16 protein-coding genes are annotated in these 15,735 nt (G+C 64.2%); 3 read left to right on the top strand and 13 right to left on the bottom strand.

The genetic code is table 11. The annotated features are described in order from the left end of the window. The coding region (locus AC5ZGW_RS31245) for a carboxyl transferase domain-containing protein (RefSeq protein ID WP_496114014.1) at nucleotides 1-653 on the bottom strand (653 nt) is incomplete at its 3' end. Between the two features lie 146 nt (nucleotides 654-799). Here AC5ZGW_RS31245 and AC5ZGW_RS31240 point away from each other — a divergent pair. Then, nucleotides 800-1,210, top strand: coding sequence for a DUF4260 domain-containing protein (locus tag AC5ZGW_RS31240; protein ID WP_130225549.1), 411 nt, complete (start codon nucleotides 800-802; stop codon nucleotides 1,208-1,210). Nucleotides 1,211-1,267: 57 nt separating this feature from the next. Here the strand turns inward: AC5ZGW_RS31240 and AC5ZGW_RS31235 are convergent, their stop codons facing one another. The 6 genes from AC5ZGW_RS31235 to AC5ZGW_RS31210 form a co-directional block, all read right to left on the bottom strand. After that, nucleotides 1,268-1,921 (bottom strand): carboxymuconolactone decarboxylase family protein, encoded by a 654-nt coding sequence (locus tag AC5ZGW_RS31235; protein WP_130225550.1) that lies wholly within the window; start codon nucleotides 1,919-1,921, stop codon nucleotides 1,268-1,270. A gap of 86 nt (nucleotides 1,922-2,007) precedes the next feature. Beyond that, on the bottom strand, nucleotides 2,008-2,826 hold the full coding sequence (gene blaOXA, locus AC5ZGW_RS31230; protein WP_130225574.1) for a class D beta-lactamase: 819 nt from the start codon (nucleotides 2,824-2,826) through the stop codon (nucleotides 2,008-2,010). Between the two features lie 68 nt (nucleotides 2,827-2,894). Further along, on the bottom strand, nucleotides 2,895-3,161 hold the full coding sequence (locus AC5ZGW_RS31225; protein ID WP_130225551.1) for an EscU/YscU/HrcU family type III secretion system export apparatus switch protein: 267 nt from the start codon (nucleotides 3,159-3,161) through the stop codon (nucleotides 2,895-2,897). Next, on the bottom strand, nucleotides 3,158-4,696 hold the full coding sequence (gene fliK, locus AC5ZGW_RS31220; RefSeq protein ID WP_474418719.1) for a flagellar hook-length control protein FliK: 1,539 nt from the start codon (nucleotides 4,694-4,696) through the stop codon (nucleotides 3,158-3,160). Before fliK ends, AC5ZGW_RS31225 begins: the two co-directional genes overlap by 4 nt. A gap of 90 nt (nucleotides 4,697-4,786) precedes the next feature. Continuing rightward, nucleotides 4,787-5,560, bottom strand: coding sequence for an ATP12 family chaperone protein (locus AC5ZGW_RS31215; RefSeq protein ID WP_474418720.1), 774 nt, complete (start codon nucleotides 5,558-5,560; stop codon nucleotides 4,787-4,789). A 440-nt stretch (nucleotides 5,561-6,000) separates the two neighbouring features. Next, a complete protein-coding gene (locus AC5ZGW_RS31210; RefSeq protein ID WP_028168135.1) occupies nucleotides 6,001-7,206 on the bottom strand; it encodes an RluA family pseudouridine synthase in 1,206 nt (401 codons plus the stop codon). A 316-nt stretch (nucleotides 7,207-7,522) separates the two neighbouring features. On the opposite strand from AC5ZGW_RS31210, the gene AC5ZGW_RS31205 reads away from it, so the two are divergent. Beyond that, nucleotides 7,523-8,323, top strand: coding sequence for an LON peptidase substrate-binding domain-containing protein (locus tag AC5ZGW_RS31205; RefSeq protein WP_130225553.1), 801 nt, complete (start codon nucleotides 7,523-7,525; stop codon nucleotides 8,321-8,323). 22 nt (nucleotides 8,324-8,345) lie between these two features. Here the strand turns inward: AC5ZGW_RS31205 and AC5ZGW_RS31200 are convergent, their stop codons facing one another. From AC5ZGW_RS31200 to AC5ZGW_RS31190, 3 genes are all read right to left on the bottom strand, one after another. Continuing rightward, nucleotides 8,346-9,683, bottom strand: a complete 1,338-nt coding sequence (locus AC5ZGW_RS31200) for a replication-associated recombination protein A (RefSeq protein ID WP_474418721.1) — start codon at nucleotides 9,681-9,683, stop codon at nucleotides 8,346-8,348. Next, on the bottom strand, nucleotides 9,680-11,071 hold the full coding sequence (locus tag AC5ZGW_RS31195) for a DegQ family serine endoprotease (protein WP_130225554.1): 1,392 nt from the start codon (nucleotides 11,069-11,071) through the stop codon (nucleotides 9,680-9,682). Before AC5ZGW_RS31195 ends, AC5ZGW_RS31200 begins: the two co-directional genes overlap by 4 nt. Before the next feature lie 69 nt (nucleotides 11,072-11,140). Next, complete coding sequence (locus tag AC5ZGW_RS31190; protein WP_130225555.1) at nucleotides 11,141-11,518, bottom strand: winged helix-turn-helix transcriptional regulator; 378 nt, start codon at nucleotides 11,516-11,518, stop codon at nucleotides 11,141-11,143. Nucleotides 11,519-11,628: 110 nt separating this feature from the next. On the opposite strand from AC5ZGW_RS31190, the gene AC5ZGW_RS31185 reads away from it, so the two are divergent. Then, nucleotides 11,629-12,642: a zinc-binding alcohol dehydrogenase family protein gene (locus tag AC5ZGW_RS31185; RefSeq protein ID WP_130225556.1), complete on the top strand. Its 1,014-nt coding sequence runs from the start codon at nucleotides 11,629-11,631 to the stop codon at nucleotides 12,640-12,642. A 25-nt stretch (nucleotides 12,643-12,667) separates the two neighbouring features. Here AC5ZGW_RS31185 and AC5ZGW_RS31180 read toward each other — a convergent pair whose 3' ends face one another. The 3 genes from AC5ZGW_RS31180 to rplQ form a co-directional block, all read right to left on the bottom strand. Then, a complete protein-coding gene (locus AC5ZGW_RS31180; RefSeq protein WP_130225557.1) occupies nucleotides 12,668-13,996 on the bottom strand; it encodes a chloride channel protein in 1,329 nt (442 codons plus the stop codon). Between the two features lie 236 nt (nucleotides 13,997-14,232). Beyond that, complete coding sequence (locus AC5ZGW_RS31175) at nucleotides 14,233-15,024, bottom strand: SDR family NAD(P)-dependent oxidoreductase (RefSeq protein ID WP_130225558.1); 792 nt, start codon at nucleotides 15,022-15,024, stop codon at nucleotides 14,233-14,235. 285 nt (nucleotides 15,025-15,309) lie between these two features. Further along, nucleotides 15,310-15,726, bottom strand: a complete 417-nt coding sequence (gene rplQ, locus AC5ZGW_RS31170) for a 50S ribosomal protein L17 (protein WP_028168141.1) — start codon at nucleotides 15,724-15,726, stop codon at nucleotides 15,310-15,312. Nucleotides 15,727-15,735 lie beyond the last annotated feature (9 nt).

Genomic DNA, 15,735 nt, shown 5'->3' with positions numbered 1-15,735 from the left:
GCGTGCACCGAGGCGCCGCCGAGTTCCTCCGCCGTCACCACCTCGTTGGTCACGGTCTTCACCACGTCGGGGCCGGTCACGAACATGTAGCTGGTGTTCTTCACCATGAAGATGAAATCGGTCATCGCCGGCGAATAGACGTCGCCGCCGGCGCACGGGCCCATGATGACGGAGATCTGCGGGATCACGCCGGAGGCGACGACGTTGCGGCGGAACACGTAGGAATAGCCGGCCAGCGCGGCGACGCCTTCCTGGATGCGGGCGCCGCCGGCGTCATAGAGGCCGATGATCGGCGCCCTCGCCTTCATCGCCATGTCCTGGAGTTTTGTAATTTTCAGCGCGTGTGTCTCCGACAGCGAGCCGCCGAACACGGTGAAATCCTTGGCGAAGACGAAGGTCCTGCGGCCGTTGACGGTGCCCCAGCCGGTGACGACGCCGTCGCCGGGAACCTTGGTCTTCTCCATGCCGAACTCGATCGAGCGGTGCTCGACGAACATGTCGAATTCCTCGAACGATCCCTTGTCGAGCAGCAGCTCGATGCGCTCCCGTGCGGTCAGCTTGCCGCGGGCATGCTGCGCCTCGATGCGCTTCTCCCCGCCGCCCAGCTTTGCGCCGGCGCGCCGCTCTTCGAGGGTGTCGAGGATATCTTTCATTTGCTTCCGCCCGCATTAGCTAGTGATTGGGTGCTGGAACCCGCGCGGGGTTCTAACACGGCATTTTCTGAACCGGAAACCACCTTCTTGCCCCGAATCCCGGGCACCGGCGGTATCTGATCAGCGCAAATTGGGGGAGAAAGACCATGGATAACACGACAGCTGAGGCCGGCTCGGTCACGGGCGGCGTTCGCCTATTGCTCAGGCTGGAAGGCCTGACGCTGTTTGTGGGCATGACGGTGCTGTACGGGGTCTGGGGCGGCTCGTGGTGGGTCTACGCGATCCTGTTCCTGGCACCCGATTTGAGCTTCGCCGGCTATGCATTCGGCCCCAAGGAGGGCGCGGTCATCTACAATGCCGCCCACAGCTACATGGCGCCCGTGGCCCTGATGACCGTTGGCTTTGCCACCGCCGAGCCGCTGGTGCTCTCGATCGCAATGATCTGGCTCGCCCATATCGGCATCGACCGCGCGCTCGGCTACGGACTGAAATATCAGGCGGGATTCGGCTTCACTCACATGGGACGGATCGGAAAGGCGAAGTCACCTCAGACCTGATCATTTGGCGGCCGGGACGATCCCGGTTGTTCACCGCCCTCGTTCGCCGCCGCTCCATCACTCCCCCACCTTGAAAGGCTCCTCCTTGCCAGGCGGCACGGTCTCCTCCGCCATGGCAAGCATCATCGCGACCATGACATAGTTGCCGGCGACCGCGGTCAAATCCACGATCTGCTGATCGTTGAACACCTTCTTCGTCCGCGCATAGGTTTCGTCGGATACCTTCTTGGTGGTGGTGAGCTCAGTGACGAAGTCATAGACCGCGGCCTCATCCTCGGCCATGTGCGACGGTCGCTTGTTGGCTTTCAGCTCGGCAATGATATCGGGTGACAGGCCGGCCTTGGCCGCGAGCGGTGCATGCGCGAACCATTCGACCTGCGAGCGCCATTGCCGGCCGATGATCAGGATTGCAAATTCATTGAGCTTGGTCGGGACCGAGGTCTGCCAGCGCAAATAATAGAACAGGTCGAACAGCCGCTGGCCGAGCACGGGGCTGCGGATCATCGGGTTGTAGGGGCCGCCGATGCCGACGCTCGAGACCTTCATAATCTGCTCGCCGAGCGGACGCTGCTTTTCGTCAAGCTGGTCCATGGTGAGCTGCGGAAAGCGCGGCTCCTTGCTGGTCGCCGGCGCGGCAAACATCGTGGCCGCGAACCAGCCGCCGGCGGCGGCAAGTGTGAGCGACGAGAGCCAGACTGAAGCAGAATGCATGGTTTCCTCCGTACGATTTTTCGTTGTACGGAGATGCTAGTCTGGCATTGATTTGCGCACCAGCCGGTGCGGGCGCGCATCAGCCATCAATACGCCACGATATCTGCAAGGCATTGCTGCGTCACGGTCATGCGGGCGGCGATGTGGCTCTCGTTCTTGCAGTCCATGTTCATCGCGAACACGGTGACGGAGGACCCCTTCTCGACCCAGCCGACCAGCCAGCCGAGCGAAGGCTTGCCGACCTCGGCGCCGACGAGGCCGCTCTTGGCGCGGATGGTGGCATCTCCCACCTTCGTCACCGGCAGGATGTCGCGCGTCAATTCCTGGGCGCGCTTGGAGACCGGCAACGTGCCGCGCCGCAGCCGGTCCACGAAATCGATCTGCTGCACCGGATCGATGCGCAGGTTTCCCGTCAGCCAGAACTGGTCGATGCCGCCGCCGATGTCTTGGTTGCCGTATTCGAGCAGATCGAGATATTTCTTCATCCGCTCTTCGCCGATGCGCCGCGCGATCTCCTGATAGACCGGCACGGCGGAAACGGCGATCGCCGAGCGCAGCGTATGGTCCTTGTTCCAGGCCTCGATGCTGCGCGTCACGCCATCCCACTTGAACACGTCCTTGTCGGGATCCTCGACCACGCCGGTGTCCAGCGCGATGATCGAGTTCGGGATCTTGAAGGTCGAGGCCGGCAATTTGCCCTCGCTCGACCTCCGCTTGTCGCTGGCGATGATCAGGTAGTCGTCGACCTTGTAGGCGACGAAGGTCCCCTCGGTGCCGAGCTCGAAGAAGCGCCGCGCCAGGCTGTCGCGAAACTCGTTGCGCTGGTAGGACACGTTGGCAAAGCTGCGGGTCGGCAAAACGGACGCGGCGGTGAGGAGACCGAGCGCTTGGCGGCGATTGATCACGGCTGAACCTGATGGCTTGAGGAGCAGGCCATGATGGATGCCATCGTGATGAAACGATGGCAAGAACCTTACCGGCCGCGGCCCGAGAGGCGCAGCACGAACACCAGCACTTCAGCTACCGCCTTGTAGAGCTCGACGGGGATCTCGTCGCCGAGCTCGACATTGGAAAGTGCGCCCGCCAGGACCTCGTTCTCCTCGATCGGGATGTCGTGTGCTTTCGCAAGCTCGATGATCTTGGCGCCAATCGCCCCCCTGCCCTTGGCAACCACCGTCGGCGCACCGCCGTGGTCGTAATGCAGGGCGACCGCGAGCTGGCTCTTGGTCTCGACGGTCATAGCGCGCGGTCCAGGAAATGGCCGGCGCGAGCCGGTGCTGCCTGCGGCGGCGCGCCGTCCTGGATCACGATGTCGCCAGGCAGAAGCTCGGCCCGGCCCAGCGCCTGGCTCAACTGCGGCGCGCTGGCGCGAAGCTGCGCGGCGGTCGCCGGGCGTTCCGCCCACATCCGCACCGAAGTCTTGTCGCCGATCAGCGAGATCAGCGCGTGGATCGGGCCCGCCGGTTCGACATCGAGCGAGAAACGCGCCCGCCAGATGCGCTTGGCGGCCTCGGCCTCAACACCGCCGCCGCCGTCGCGGGAAATCTCGAACTGGGCCATCGCCGTGCCCTGTGGCGTCGCAAACGGGATTTCGAACTGCCAGCGCGGCGACGAGGTATCGATCTGCTGATGCGCGGGATCGATGCGGTCCGGCAGGGACGCCACCTGCAGCAGCGTCTGCCGCGCCAACGCGGCATCAGTGTCGCCAAGCAGATGATGAGCGACGGCGGCGAGCGGCATATCCGGCGCCACGGATGGCGAGGCGACGGGCTGGGCGGTCGGCAGCGCGCCGCGGAACGGCGGTGGCGGCGTGTTGGTGTGAACGGTGACATCGGTCGCGATGTCAGTGAGACGCGCGGAATTGCCGAGTTCCTGCAGCAGATTCAGCGTCGCACCGGCGGAGGGGCCCGCATTCGATGGGCCTCGGCCGAGGCTGCCCGGCATCACCAGGTCCTCAGCGACCGGAAGGCGCGCCTGCGGCAGCAGGATTTCCTCGACCTCGATATCGGGTGGCACGAGATTTTGGGTGAGTACGGGATGAGCCGCGGCCTGTCCCTGGGCGGTGGCGGCCGATGGCGCCGGATTCGCCGTGCCGAGCGACGACTGCAGGGTCTGCCGCAGCACGATCAGCGCGGCCTTCAGATCGGGGGCGCCCGCGGCCGACGACGCGGTGCCGGCGGCCAGCGACGCCTCGAAGAACAGGCCGGAGCGCTCGAACGCATTCTTGATATCGCCGCCGCCAAGGTTCTGGTCGAGCCGGGTCTGCTGCGTCAGCGCCTGCGCAATCGCCTGCTGCAGCCTTGGCGGAAGGTTACCCGCGGCGGCCAGTGCACCGAGATTGGCAAACAGCGGCGCCAGGCTCTGCTGCACCGTCGCTGCATTTTGCGCGGCGTTGGCGACGGCCGCGCGCTCTACCGGCGTGAGCACGTTCCTGGACTGGGTCGTGGTCGAGGGATTGGCGGCGGCGAGCTGCGCGTCGGGCGATAGCGTCACCGCATCGTCGGCGACGGCATCGCCCTGCCCGAGCATCGCAAGACGGATCCCGTCTTTGGTCTGGGACACTGCGAGCTGCAGCGCCTGACCTTCCTTCAAGGGAACTTCCGAGAGCACGTCGATCGACAGGCTCGAGATCGCGATCCGCACCAGGTCGGCGGAGAGCACTTTCAGCACCTGCGCATTGATCACGCTTCCCGGCTGCAGAACGAGATCGGGCGCGACGCTGCCCACCTCCTTGGCGGAAAGCACCGGCAGCACGGGATTGATGGTCAACGCCATGTCGGAGGGTCTCGGCTGGAAAGGCTAGAGCCTACCGACGCGCCGTAAACCTCCCGTTAACTTAGCAGGTGGCGGTTGCGGTAAAGGACCTCAGTTCAGCGTCTTCAGGATGCTGGCGGCCGCATTGAAATCGACCAGCCGTGCGGCGCGGCGCGCGGCGACCTCCTCGTCCACGCCCCATTGCTCGGTGTTCCAGTCCTCGTCGACATGGGCGGCGGCCCAGATCTGGGCGGGGCCCCTAAAACCATGGGTGAGGGCCAGCGCAAGCAATGCCGATCCGGTGAGCGTCGTCACCACATGCAACGCCGCCACCGACCATGGATCGCTCGGAAACGCCTCGCGCGCGGCTTTGATCGCGCTTTCCGGCTGGGCGACGTGCACGATGCCCTCCGCGAGGATGAAATGCGCGCCGAGCGTATCTGCGGCCCAGAACAGGATCGGGTCCCAATGCTCGGCCTCACGGGCGACCAGCGCCTCCGGATGGCCGGCGCGATAGAACAACAGATCCGACCCGAGATATTTTGCGACGTCGTCCGCGACCACGTCGACGCGATCGACCACGCCTTCGATGACGCTGTTGGCAAAGCGCGTCAGCGGCATGGTCAGCGGATCGATCGTCTCTCCTTGCGCGTTCCACTCGGCAGCGACGGCGTCCGCGATTGCGCGCGCGGGCGCCGTCACCTTCTTTCCCGATGGCGTACGGATCGGCCGGCCGTCGAGCGTCACGGCAAAGCCGCCCTCGTCTTCTGCGACATCGGCGCCTTTATAGAAGCGCTTGCGCTGCGGCGCGCGCACGTTGCGGCGCGCTGCCTCCTGCGGATCCAGCGGGGATTGTCCCGCCTCTTCATCGAACAATTCGCGCATGCAAGCTTCCGTTGGGCTTCGTCTGCTAGCAGGATAAGGCAGGCGCCGCTGCAAATAAAGCTGGCCAGATCAGCCGTCAGTCACGGGCGGCGCAACTGCGCGAATAGGTGGCGCGATCAGCAGGATTCAGGCCAGCAGCCGCGCCCTCGTCGAGGCAGCCTCTGACACGGTCGCTGAACGATCTGCGGGCCGACGCGCGGGGACCTGGCAGTGGCTGCAACTGAGCTTCTGGTTCGCCGCGCATCATCGGCGTCGTCGGCGCCACAATCTTTGGGGGCGGCGGCGGCGAGGGAGGCGGCGGAAGCAGGTTCGGGTTACTGCCAGGCGCAATGAACTGTGCTGACGCAGGGGGCGCTGCGAGCAGCAAGGCAAGCGCGAGCAAGAGCGCAGAATGCTTCATACAGCATATGTTGGAACGCCACGGCGAAACCGCAAATAAATTATTCTTCCGGCGCGTTCTCGATCGGGTCGAACCGGCTGGTGTCAAGCCCCAGCAGGTTCCAGGATTGCTGCATATGCGGCGGCAGCGGCGCGCTAACGTCGATGACTCCGCCGCGCGGATGCGGAATCACGATGCGCCGCGCAAGCAGATGCAGCCTGTTCTGCAACCCGCCCGGAAGTTCCCAATTCTCACGATTGAAATATTTGGGATCGCCCACGATGGCGTGACCAATATGCGCCATATGCGCGCGCAACTGGTGGGTGCGTCCCGTGACCGGCTTCAGCGATACCCACCCCAGCTTCTGCGCAGCGGTTTCGACCACCGCGTAATAGGTCACGGCGTGGCTCGCGCCCTCGTCGCCATGGGCGGCGATCCGCATGATCGTGTCGTCCTCGCCCTCCTCTTTCGCAAGATAGGTCGAGATGCGCCCCTGCTTCGGCTTCGGCACGCCGGCCACCAGCGCCCAATAGATTTTGCGCGCCGAGCGCGAACGAAACGCGCCGGTCAGATGCGTGGCGGCAAAGCGCGTTTTCGCAACCAGGAGACAGCCCGAGGTCTCCTTGTCGATCCGGTGCACCAGGCGCGGCTTCTGGCCCTTGGCGTCGCGCATCACTTCCAGCATCTGGTCGATATGGCGCGTGGTGCCGGAGCCGCCCTGCACGGCAAGCCCGGCGGGCTTGTTCAGGACCAGCACGTCGGCGTCCTCGAACAGCGTCATCTCCTTCAGCGCGGCAAGCGTCTTCGTCGCGGCCTCGGAGAGCTGACCAACCACCTTCGGGGCATCGAGCTTCAACGGCGGGATGCGTACGCTCTGTCCCTCCTCCAACCGGTCCTTGCTGTCGGCGCGCTTGCCATTGACGCGCAGCTCGCCCTTTCGAACGATGCGCTGGATATGGGAGAACGACAGCCCGGGAAACCGCGCCTCGAGAAACCGGTCGACGCGCATGTTGTTCTCGTCAGCGGTCACGGTGACGGTCTGGACTTTTGTCGGCAACGGCAGCTCGGCGGCAGCTTTCGCGGGCTCTGCTGCAACGGGCGGGGCCGATTTCTCCCGCCGCGGCTGGGCAAAGCGCGGCGGCTTTGCGCCCGCGCGATGCATCGGCGGCCGATCGCCCTCGTGACGATTGCGAAAGGGCCGCGCGCCCTTCGGGCGATCACCACGATCGCCCGATTTTGACAATGGTCTCTTGACGCGGCGGCTCATGCTGTTCGGCTCCAGAGGTCGAGTGTTGCGTAGCGCAAATGCGGCTGGCCGTCACGGCGAAATCACCGCAAATCCCGCGCAAAACCTCCAAAAGGTGACGTCGGTTTGACGAGACGCGTGCAACGAGCCACCTATACTCGTTGACAGTGTCGGGAACGCCATGCATATTTTCCGCGGGTGGATACGACCCGCTGCTTGCGCCCGAACAGGGTATGGTGAACGTATCGAGCCGCTTCCGGCTTCCTTTGCCCCGGCGAACGAGTCAGCAACGCAAGCACCTGACGATTTCTCGTTCGCTTACAGCAGAGGACGATCCATGCGCGATTTCCGCGATGCCAAGGCCATGGCGCAGACGCTGCGCGATGCGCTCAAGACCAAATCTATTTCCGTCAGCCACAGCGAGAGCCTTGAACTGGTCGCCAAGACCCTGGGCTTTCATGACTGGAACGTGCTGTCGGCGGCCATCCAGTCAAGCCAGCCGGTTGCGGTCCCACCGAAAAAATCATCTGTGCCTTCCGTCAGCGGCAACGCAGCCTTCCCGGTCGCGCCGATGCGCGACGTCGTGTTTTTTCCGCAATTGATCTCGTGGATATTTGTCGGACGCGACAAGACGCGGCGGGCGCTCGATCGCGCGGTGGCCAATGATGGGCGCATCGTCGTGGTGACCCAGAAACGGGCCGAAGATGACAATCCCGATTTCGAAGCGCTCTATTCGGTTGGAGTGATAGCGGACATCATTCATCGCGTACAACTTCCGAACGGAGACTTCCGGGTGAAAGTCTCTTGTGCAGAACGTGTCGCCATTGTGAGGCCAGTCGAGGATGATTTCCTGGCGGCTGAAGTGGCCCCAATCGGAGAGCTACGCGCGGTCGATACCGAAGCCTTCGCGCTCACGCGCGAAATCTTCGAGGCGTATCAAGGCTTCACTAACACCGTGCTGCCGCCGTCGCTCTACCGCTACGCCCGAGAGCCGGGCGTGCTCGCCGACGTCCTCGCCCAGGTCCTGGAGGTCGGCATCGAAAAGATGCAACAGATCCTGGAGATCCCGGATGTGGTCGCGCGTCTCGAAACCATCCTCGGCTGGATGCGTGCCGGCGCACCCGCCAAGGCAAGCTAGCGATTTGAGAGTCGGGGCGGTCTTACGTCCCGCCCCGCTCTTTCCTCAGCCTTGCCCAATAGTCCAGCCGCTTGCGGATTTCGCGCTCGAAGCCGCGGTCGGGCGGATCGTAAAAGGTCTGACGGCCCAGGGCTTCCGGAAAGTAGTCCTGGCCGGAGAAGGCGTCGGGCGCATCGTGGTCGTACTGGTAGCCGGCGCCGTAGCCTTCCGACTTCATCAATTTGGTCGGGGAGTTCAGGATGTGCTTGGGCGGAAGCAGGGAGCCCCCCTCCTTCGCGACCTGCTTCGCCGCACCGAATGCGGTGTAGACGGCATTCGATTTCGGCGCGGTCGCGACATAGACCACGGCCTGCGCGATCGCGAGTTCGCCCTCGGGCGAGCCGAGAAAATCATAGGCGTCCTTGGCGGCATTGGCGATCACCAGCGCCTGCGGATCGGCAAGGCCGATGTCCTCGACCGCCATGCGTACCACGCGCCGCGCCAGGAACAGCGGATCCTCGCCGGCATCAAGCATGCGCGCGAAATAATACAACGCCGCGTCCGGATCGGAGCCGCGCACAGATTTATGCAGCGCCGAGATCAGGTTGTAATGGCCGTCGGCGGATTTATCGTAGATCGGCGCGCGGCGCTGCAGGATGTCCTGCAACTGGGCGGGGTTGAAGACCTCGTCCTTCCGCGCAGAGCGCCAGACCTCTTCGGCCAGTGTCAGCGCGGCGCGGCCGTCGCCGTCGGCCATCCGCACCAGCACGGCGCGCGCCTCCGCATCCAGCGGCAGCTTCCTGCCTTCGACCTCTTCGGCATGGGCGTAGAGCTTTTCGATCGCTTCGGCGTCGAGCGAATGGAACACCAGCACGCGTGCCCGCGACAGGAGCGCGGCGTTGAGTTCGAACGACGGATTTTCGGTGGTCGCGCCGACCAGCACCACCGTGCCGTCTTCCATCACGGGCAGGAAGGAATCCTGCTGGGCGCGGTTGAAGCGATGGACCTCGTCGACGAACAACAGCGTGCCCTTGCCGGTCTCGCGCCGCGCGCGCGCCGCGTCGAACGCTTTCTTCAGATCGGCAACCCCGGAAAACACCGCGGAAATCTGCTCGAAATGCAGTTCGGTCGCATCGGCCAAAAGCCGCGCCACCGTGGTCTTGCCAGTGCCCGGCGGGCCCCAGAAGATCAGCGAGCCCAGCGTGCGCGTCTCCAGCATGCGCGTCAGCGCGCCATCGGGGCCGAGGATGTGATCCTGGCCGACGACGTCGGAAAGCTGGTGCGGACGGAGCCGATCGGGGAGCGGACGCGGCGCATCCTGCTCCATCCCTGCCGCGGCAAAGAGATTGGTGCTGGGTTCGCGCTGACGCTTCGCGTTCATCCGCCGAGAGTCACGTTGATCTGCTGGCCGCCTCGCACCAGCGTGATGCGCCAGATCCGCGACGTCGCTTTCGAGGCCTTCTCGAGATCGCCGGTGCGCGCGATCTTCTGGTTGTTGACGGCGAGGATGATGTCTCCCTTCTGGAAGCCGACATTGGCAGCCGTGCCGTCATCGGCGAGGTCGGTAACCACCACGCCTTCGACCCCGGCATCGAGATGCAGCTCGTCCGCAAGCGCCGGCGAGATGTTTGCGACCTTGGCGCCCTGGAACGGCGAGCGCGCGGTCAGCACGATCTCGTCGCGCCCCGTATCGGGTGCGGTCTCCAGCGGCACGGTGAGCTTGATGGTCTTGCCGCCGCGCTGCACGTCGATCTGGGCGGTGCCGCCGAGCGGACGCGTTGCAAAACGGTAGTCGAAGGCGTTGGGATCATCGATGGTCTGGCCATCGATCGCAACGATCAGGTCCGACGGCTTCAGCCCCGCATGCGATGCCGGGCTGTTTGGCGCGACGTTCGCGACCAGTGCGCCGTTTGGCAGCTTCAGCCCGAGCGTCTCGGCGATGTCAGGCGTCACCGCCTGCAGCCGCGCGCCAAGCCATGGCCGCTTCACCGCCTTGCCGCCGCTCTTGGCGGAGGCCACCACAACACGCACCATGTTCGCGGGAATCGCAAAGCCGATGCCCTGCGAACCGCCAGAGCGCGAGAAGATCGCGGTGTTGATGCCGGCGAGCCGCCCGGTCATGTCGACCAGCGCGCCGCCGGAATTGCCGGGATTAATGGCCGCATCGGTCTGGATGAAGAACTGGTAGTCGGTGATGCCGACTTGCGTACGCGCGAGCGCCGAAATGATGCCATGCGTCACGGTCTGGCCGACGCCGAAGGGATTGCCGATCGCAAGCACGACGTCGCCGACCAAGAGTTCGTCGGAATTGGCGAAATCAAGCGTCGCGAATTTCTCTTTCGAGTCCTTCACGCGCAGCACCGCGAGGTCGGTGCGGCTGTCCTTGAGCACGATCTCGGCCTCGAACTCGCGCTTGTCGGCGAGCGAGATCTTCACCTGATCGGCGCCCTCGATGACGTGGTTGTTGGTGACGACGAGGCCGGAGGGATCGACCATCACGCCGGAGCCAAGCGAGCGCTGCATCTGCTCGGGCTGGCCGGGCACGCCGAAGAAGCGGCGGAAGATCGGGTCATCCAGGAACGGATTGCGGGTCTGCACCGTCTTGGCGGCGTAGACGTTGACGACCGCCGGCTGCACGCGCTGCACGATCGGCGCGTAGGACATTTTCAGCTCGGCCGGCGAAGACGGCACGCGGCGGTCCTGCGCCAGCGCCGGTGTCGCGGCGACAGCAGACATCAACAACAGGGCGGCTAGGCGAATGAGCATCATGCAAGAATCCCGGGAATTGATCGTCGTGATATAGGCGTGAGCCAGTGGCGAGAGAAGCGATTGCTGCGTTCAGGCGGCGGTCTGCGCCGCTTCGATGGGATCGGGCGCGGGAGCACAGGACAGCTGCGCCCGGTGAGTCTCGCCCCATTGCTTCAGGATCTCGATCACCGGCCGCAGGCTCTCGCCGATGTCGGACACGGTGTATTCGACCCGCGGCGGCACCTCGGCATAAACCTTGCGGATGATGAGCTTGTCCTCTTCGAGCGCACGGAGTTGCTTGGTCAGCATGCGCTGGGTGATGCCGGGCATCCGCCGCCGCAACTCGCCAAACCGCTGGGTCCCGGACAACAGATGGAACAGGATGACCCCCTTCCATTTGCCATCGATCAGGTCGAGCGTCGCCTCGACCGCGCAGCCCGGCCGATGGGCAAAATTCCGCCGTTTCATGGGCTTTCTTCCAATAGTATCCAAACAGGGACTAGTTCCCTGAATTTACCGTACTTGCCAACTGAGCGCCAGCGCGAGAGTTAGATCGCAGCCAGACAAGGGAGAAGGCAATGAAGGCCGTCGGATACAAGAAATCCCTGCCGATCGAGGACGCAGAATCGCTGTTCGATTTCGATGCCGCCAAACCGGAGCCCAAAGGGCGCGACATCCGGGTCGCGGTGAAGGCGATATCCGCCAATCCCGTCGACTACAAGGTGCGCAAGCGCGCCGCCCCGCCCGAGGGCGAGGTCAAGATTCTGGGCTTCGACGCGGCCGGCGTAGTCGACGCTGTCGGCCCCGACGTCAGCCTGTTCAAGCGAGGGGACGAGGTCTTCTATGCGGGCTCGATCCTGCGCCAGGGCACCAATTCGGAATTCCATCTTGTCGATGAGCTGATCGTCGGCGCGAAGCCGAAGACGCTGTCGTTCGCTCAGGCCGCCGCCCTGCCCCTGACCTCGATCACGGCCTGGGAACTGCTGTTTGACCGGCTGGGCGCCGTGCCCGGCAAGAGCCTCGATCCGCGATCGCTGCTGATCGTCGGCGGCGCCGGCGGCGTCGGCTCGATCCTGATCCAGCTTGCGCGGCGGCTGACCGGCCTGACGGTGGTCGCGACCGCGACGCGGCCGGAGTCGCAGAAATGGTGCCTCGAGCTCGGCGCGCATGCGGTGGTCGATCATGGCAAACCGATGAAGGAGCAGCTCGAGAAATTGAAGCTGCCGCCGGTCGGCCTCGTCGCCAGTCTCACCTATACCGACCAGCACTACAAGGCGATCGCCGACTTCATGGCGCCGCAGGGCAAGTACGGCCTGATCGACGACCCGCCGGAATTCAATGTCAGTGCGTTCAAGGGCAAGGCGATCTCGGTGCACTGGGAATCGATGTTCACGCGCTCCTCGTTCCAGACGCCGGACATGATCGCGCAGCACCATCTGCTGAACGATGTCGCCGACCTCATCGACAAGGGCGTATTGCGCACCACGCTCGCCGAGACGTTCGGCACCATCAACGCGGCCAATCTGAAGCGCGCGCATGCGCTGCTCGAAAGCGGCAAGTCGCGCGGCAAGATCGTGCTGGAGGGGTGGTAGCCTTGCGCCTGGGCGTCCGCTCATCTCATGGCTGAACCGGCGGACGCGCCGCGTCCGCAGCCGGCGTTGAGCGCTCGATGAAGCCTTTGGCGAGCGCGTGGTAGATTCCTTCCTCGCAGACCAATCGCGAGGTGCCGTAGGCAATCAACGCCGCGGTCATCAGCGGCACCACCATGGTGTGATCGCCGGTCATCTCGGTGACGATGACGAACGCCGTGATGGGGGCTTGCACGACACCGGCGAAATACGAGACCATGCCGAGCAGCATGATCGCCGCCAGTGGCGTTTCGTGAAAGAAGGACGCCACGTTCGAGCCCAGTCCGGCGCCCACCGCCAACGAGGGCGAAAAGATGCCGCCCGGAATGCCGCTGACGGCTGCCAAGGCGGTGGCCAGGAACTTCAATAATCCGAAGTCGTCAGGCAATGGCGCGCTGCTCTCAAGTGCAGCCTTCACCTCCGAGTAGCCCGTGCCATAGATGGTGTCGCCGGAAACAAGTCCACACAGCGCGACCGCGAGGCCGCACAGCACCGCAAATGGCACCGGACGGCGTCGTATCGCCTGTCCGACAGAGCCGGGAAGGCCGCGCGCCATGATAATGACGATGCGACTAAACAGTCCGCCCATCAATCCGCCGACGACTCCGCAAACGGGAACGACGAGCCAGTCGATGCCCCGGTTCAACGTCACCGCGGTCGTACCAAAATAGTCATAACTGCCCACCAGGGCGAGCGACGTCAGGCCTGCAGCAATCACCGCGGCGATGATCAGGCTGCTGGTACGCGTTTCGAAAGCGCGGCTCATCTCCTCGATGCCAAACACGATGCCCGCGAGCGGCGTGTTGAAGGCGGCCGCAACACCGGCCGCGGCACCGGCCAGGATCAATCCCGGCTGCCGCCGCGGCGACACGCGTCCGACTGCGAACATGATGGACGCACCGACCTGGACCGTTGGCCCTTCACGGCCGATCGAAGCCCCGCATAGCAGGCCAAAGAGGGTCAGGATGATCTTTCCGACCGCGATCCGGATGGATACGAGCCGCTCCCTCGCCTGCTGGTTGGTGAGATGACGCGCGGCGATCGCCTGCGGAATGCCGCTGCCCTGGGCGTTCGGAAACAGCCTCGCCGTCAGCAACGCCGACAGCCCAAAGCCGATCGGCGTGACCAGAAGCGATGCATAACGCGACTTGGACAGCAGCATCGCGAAAGCCTGCTGCGCCAGATCGGCGAGCTGTGCCAGCAGCACCGCAGCCGCGCCAACAACGATGCCACCGAGCAGAAAGATCGCACGTCGCTGCCAGCGCGCCGAGGTGATCTTAACCAGCCGCTGGTGGCGGGTGGACAGGGTCAACTTCATGGAACGGTTTTACGCAATCCGGGCCTCCGGCAAAAGTGCGGATCCGTAAAGCGTGCCCTCCTTCTATCGCCGTGCTCGTCATGGTGGGGCACGCTACGCTTTGCCCACCCTATAACTGAGCCCGCGCCCTCTCCCTCGTCATTGCGAGGAGCGACAGCGACGAAGCAATCCATGCCTCAGTAAGCGGTACTATGGATTGCTTCGCTTACGCCCGCAATGACGGAGCGCGAGCCCCCTCAGATGGTGTTGATGATACCGCCTTCGACGCGAAGCGCGGCGCCGTTGGTGGCGGAGGCTTCCTTCGAAGCAACATAGACCACCATGTTGGCGATCTCGTCGACGCTGGCGAAGCGCTGCAGGAGCGAGGTCGGGCGGTGCTGCTTGACGAAGTTCGCAATCGCCTCGTCCTCCGGCTCACCATTCTGCCTGGCGAGATCCTTGACGAAGGTGTCCACGCCTTCCGATAAGGTCGGCCCGGGCATCACCGAATTGACGGTCACCGCCGTGCCGCGGGTCAGCTCAGCGAGCCCGCGCGAGATCGAAAGCTGCGCGGTCTTGGTCATGCCGTACTGGATCATCTCCTTCGGAATGCTGAGCGCAGATTCGGAGGCGATGAAGACGATGCGGCCCCAGTTGCGCTTCAGCATGCCCTGCATATAGCCACGGGACAGGCGCACGCCTGACATCACGTTGACCTCGAAGAAGCGGGTCCAGTCCTCGTCTGGAATCTCGAAGAAGTTCTTCGGTTCGAAGATGCCGGCATTGTTGATGAGGATATCGACATCGGGCTGTGCCGATAGCAATGCTTTGCATCCCGCGGCTGTGGAAACGTCGGCGGCGATGCCGCGCACCTTGGCGCCTGCGACCGCCTTCTGAATCGCGGCGACGGCGGCATCGATCTTGGGCTGGTTGCGGCCGTTGACGATCACCTCCGCGCCGGTTGCCGCCAGGCCGCGGGCAATGGCCAGTCCAATGCCGGCAGTCGAGCCCGTGACGAGCGCGGTCTTTCCCGAAAGATCGATCTTCATGCTGTATCTCCGTAAATTCGATCACCGAGATATCGGGAGCCCGAGATACGGACGCAATTGCCTGATGCAGCATGGCTGACGTCGGGCCAACGTATCCGTGCAAAAATGAAAAGCGTCGCCGAGCGGAATCGTAGAATCGCAGGATGGGTAGAGCGCAGCGAAACCCATCGCGACGAAACAAGCCGAGCGAATGATGGGTTTCTCTGCACTCTACCCATCCTACGGACCGAAATGAAAAAGCGGCGCTCGGTGGCGCCGCTTTCTGAAAACCAGGCCGGAGAAGGCTTACGCCGCCTCGGCTTCCTTTTCCTGCACCGGGCCGGAATCCTTGCCCTTGGCGTCGACATCGCGGTCGACGAACTCGATCACGGCCATCGCGGCGTTGTCGCCGTAGCGGAAGCCGGCCTTGATGATGCGGGTGTAGCCGCCTTGACGATCCTTGTAGCGGGGCGCCAGCGTGTCGAACAGCTTCTTGACCATGTCGACGTCGCGCAGCTCCGAGATCGCCTGGCGGCGCAGCGCCAGCCCGCCCTTCTTGCCGAGCGTGACCAGCTTCTCGACGATCGGGCGCAGCTCCTTGGCCTTCGGCAGCGTGGTGACGATCTGCTCGTGCTTGATCAGGGCCGCAGCCATGTTGGCGAACATCGCGCGCCGATGCTCGGCCGTGCGATTGAGCTTCCGATGAACCCTTCCGTGACGCATGATCTATTC

The organism is Bradyrhizobium sp. Crot121 (assembly GCF_059512385.1).
Note: the sequence above shows the minus strand (reverse complement) of the source record. Positions and strands in the feature narration are given on the sequence as shown.

Excerpts from the sequence above, each read along its gene's own strand:
- AC5ZGW_RS31240 (WP_130225549.1), top strand. The coding sequence starts at position 800 with ATGGATAACACGACAGCTGAGGCCGGCTCGGTCACGGGCGGCGTTCGC.
- AC5ZGW_RS31235 (WP_130225550.1), bottom strand. The coding sequence starts at position 1,921 with ATGCATTCTGCTTCAGTCTGGCTCTCGTCGCTCACACTTGCCGCCGCC.
- AC5ZGW_RS31225 (WP_130225551.1), bottom strand. The coding sequence starts at position 3,161 with ATGACCGTCGAGACCAAGAGCCAGCTCGCGGTCGCCCTGCATTACGAC.
- fliK (WP_474418719.1), bottom strand. The coding sequence starts at position 4,696 with ATGGCGTTGACCATCAATCCCGTGCTGCCGGTGCTTTCCGCCAAGGAG.
- AC5ZGW_RS31215 (WP_474418720.1), bottom strand. The coding sequence starts at position 5,560 with ATGCGCGAATTGTTCGATGAAGAGGCGGGACAATCCCCGCTGGATCCG.
- AC5ZGW_RS31210 (WP_028168135.1), bottom strand. The coding sequence starts at position 7,206 with ATGAGCCGCCGCGTCAAGAGACCATTGTCAAAATCGGGCGATCGTGGT.
- AC5ZGW_RS31205 (WP_130225553.1), top strand. The coding sequence starts at position 7,523 with ATGCGCGATTTCCGCGATGCCAAGGCCATGGCGCAGACGCTGCGCGAT.
- AC5ZGW_RS31200 (WP_474418721.1), bottom strand. The coding sequence starts at position 9,683 with ATGAACGCGAAGCGTCAGCGCGAACCCAGCACCAATCTCTTTGCCGCG.
- AC5ZGW_RS31195 (WP_130225554.1), bottom strand. The coding sequence starts at position 11,071 with ATGATGCTCATTCGCCTAGCCGCCCTGTTGTTGATGTCTGCTGTCGCC.
- AC5ZGW_RS31190 (WP_130225555.1), bottom strand. The coding sequence starts at position 11,518 with ATGAAACGGCGGAATTTTGCCCATCGGCCGGGCTGCGCGGTCGAGGCG.
- AC5ZGW_RS31185 (WP_130225556.1), top strand. The coding sequence starts at position 11,629 with ATGAAGGCCGTCGGATACAAGAAATCCCTGCCGATCGAGGACGCAGAA.
- AC5ZGW_RS31180 (WP_130225557.1), bottom strand. The coding sequence starts at position 13,996 with ATGAAGTTGACCCTGTCCACCCGCCACCAGCGGCTGGTTAAGATCACC.
- AC5ZGW_RS31175 (WP_130225558.1), bottom strand. The coding sequence starts at position 15,024 with ATGAAGATCGATCTTTCGGGAAAGACCGCGCTCGTCACGGGCTCGACT.
- rplQ (WP_028168141.1), bottom strand. The coding sequence starts at position 15,726 with ATGCGTCACGGAAGGGTTCATCGGAAGCTCAATCGCACGGCCGAGCAT.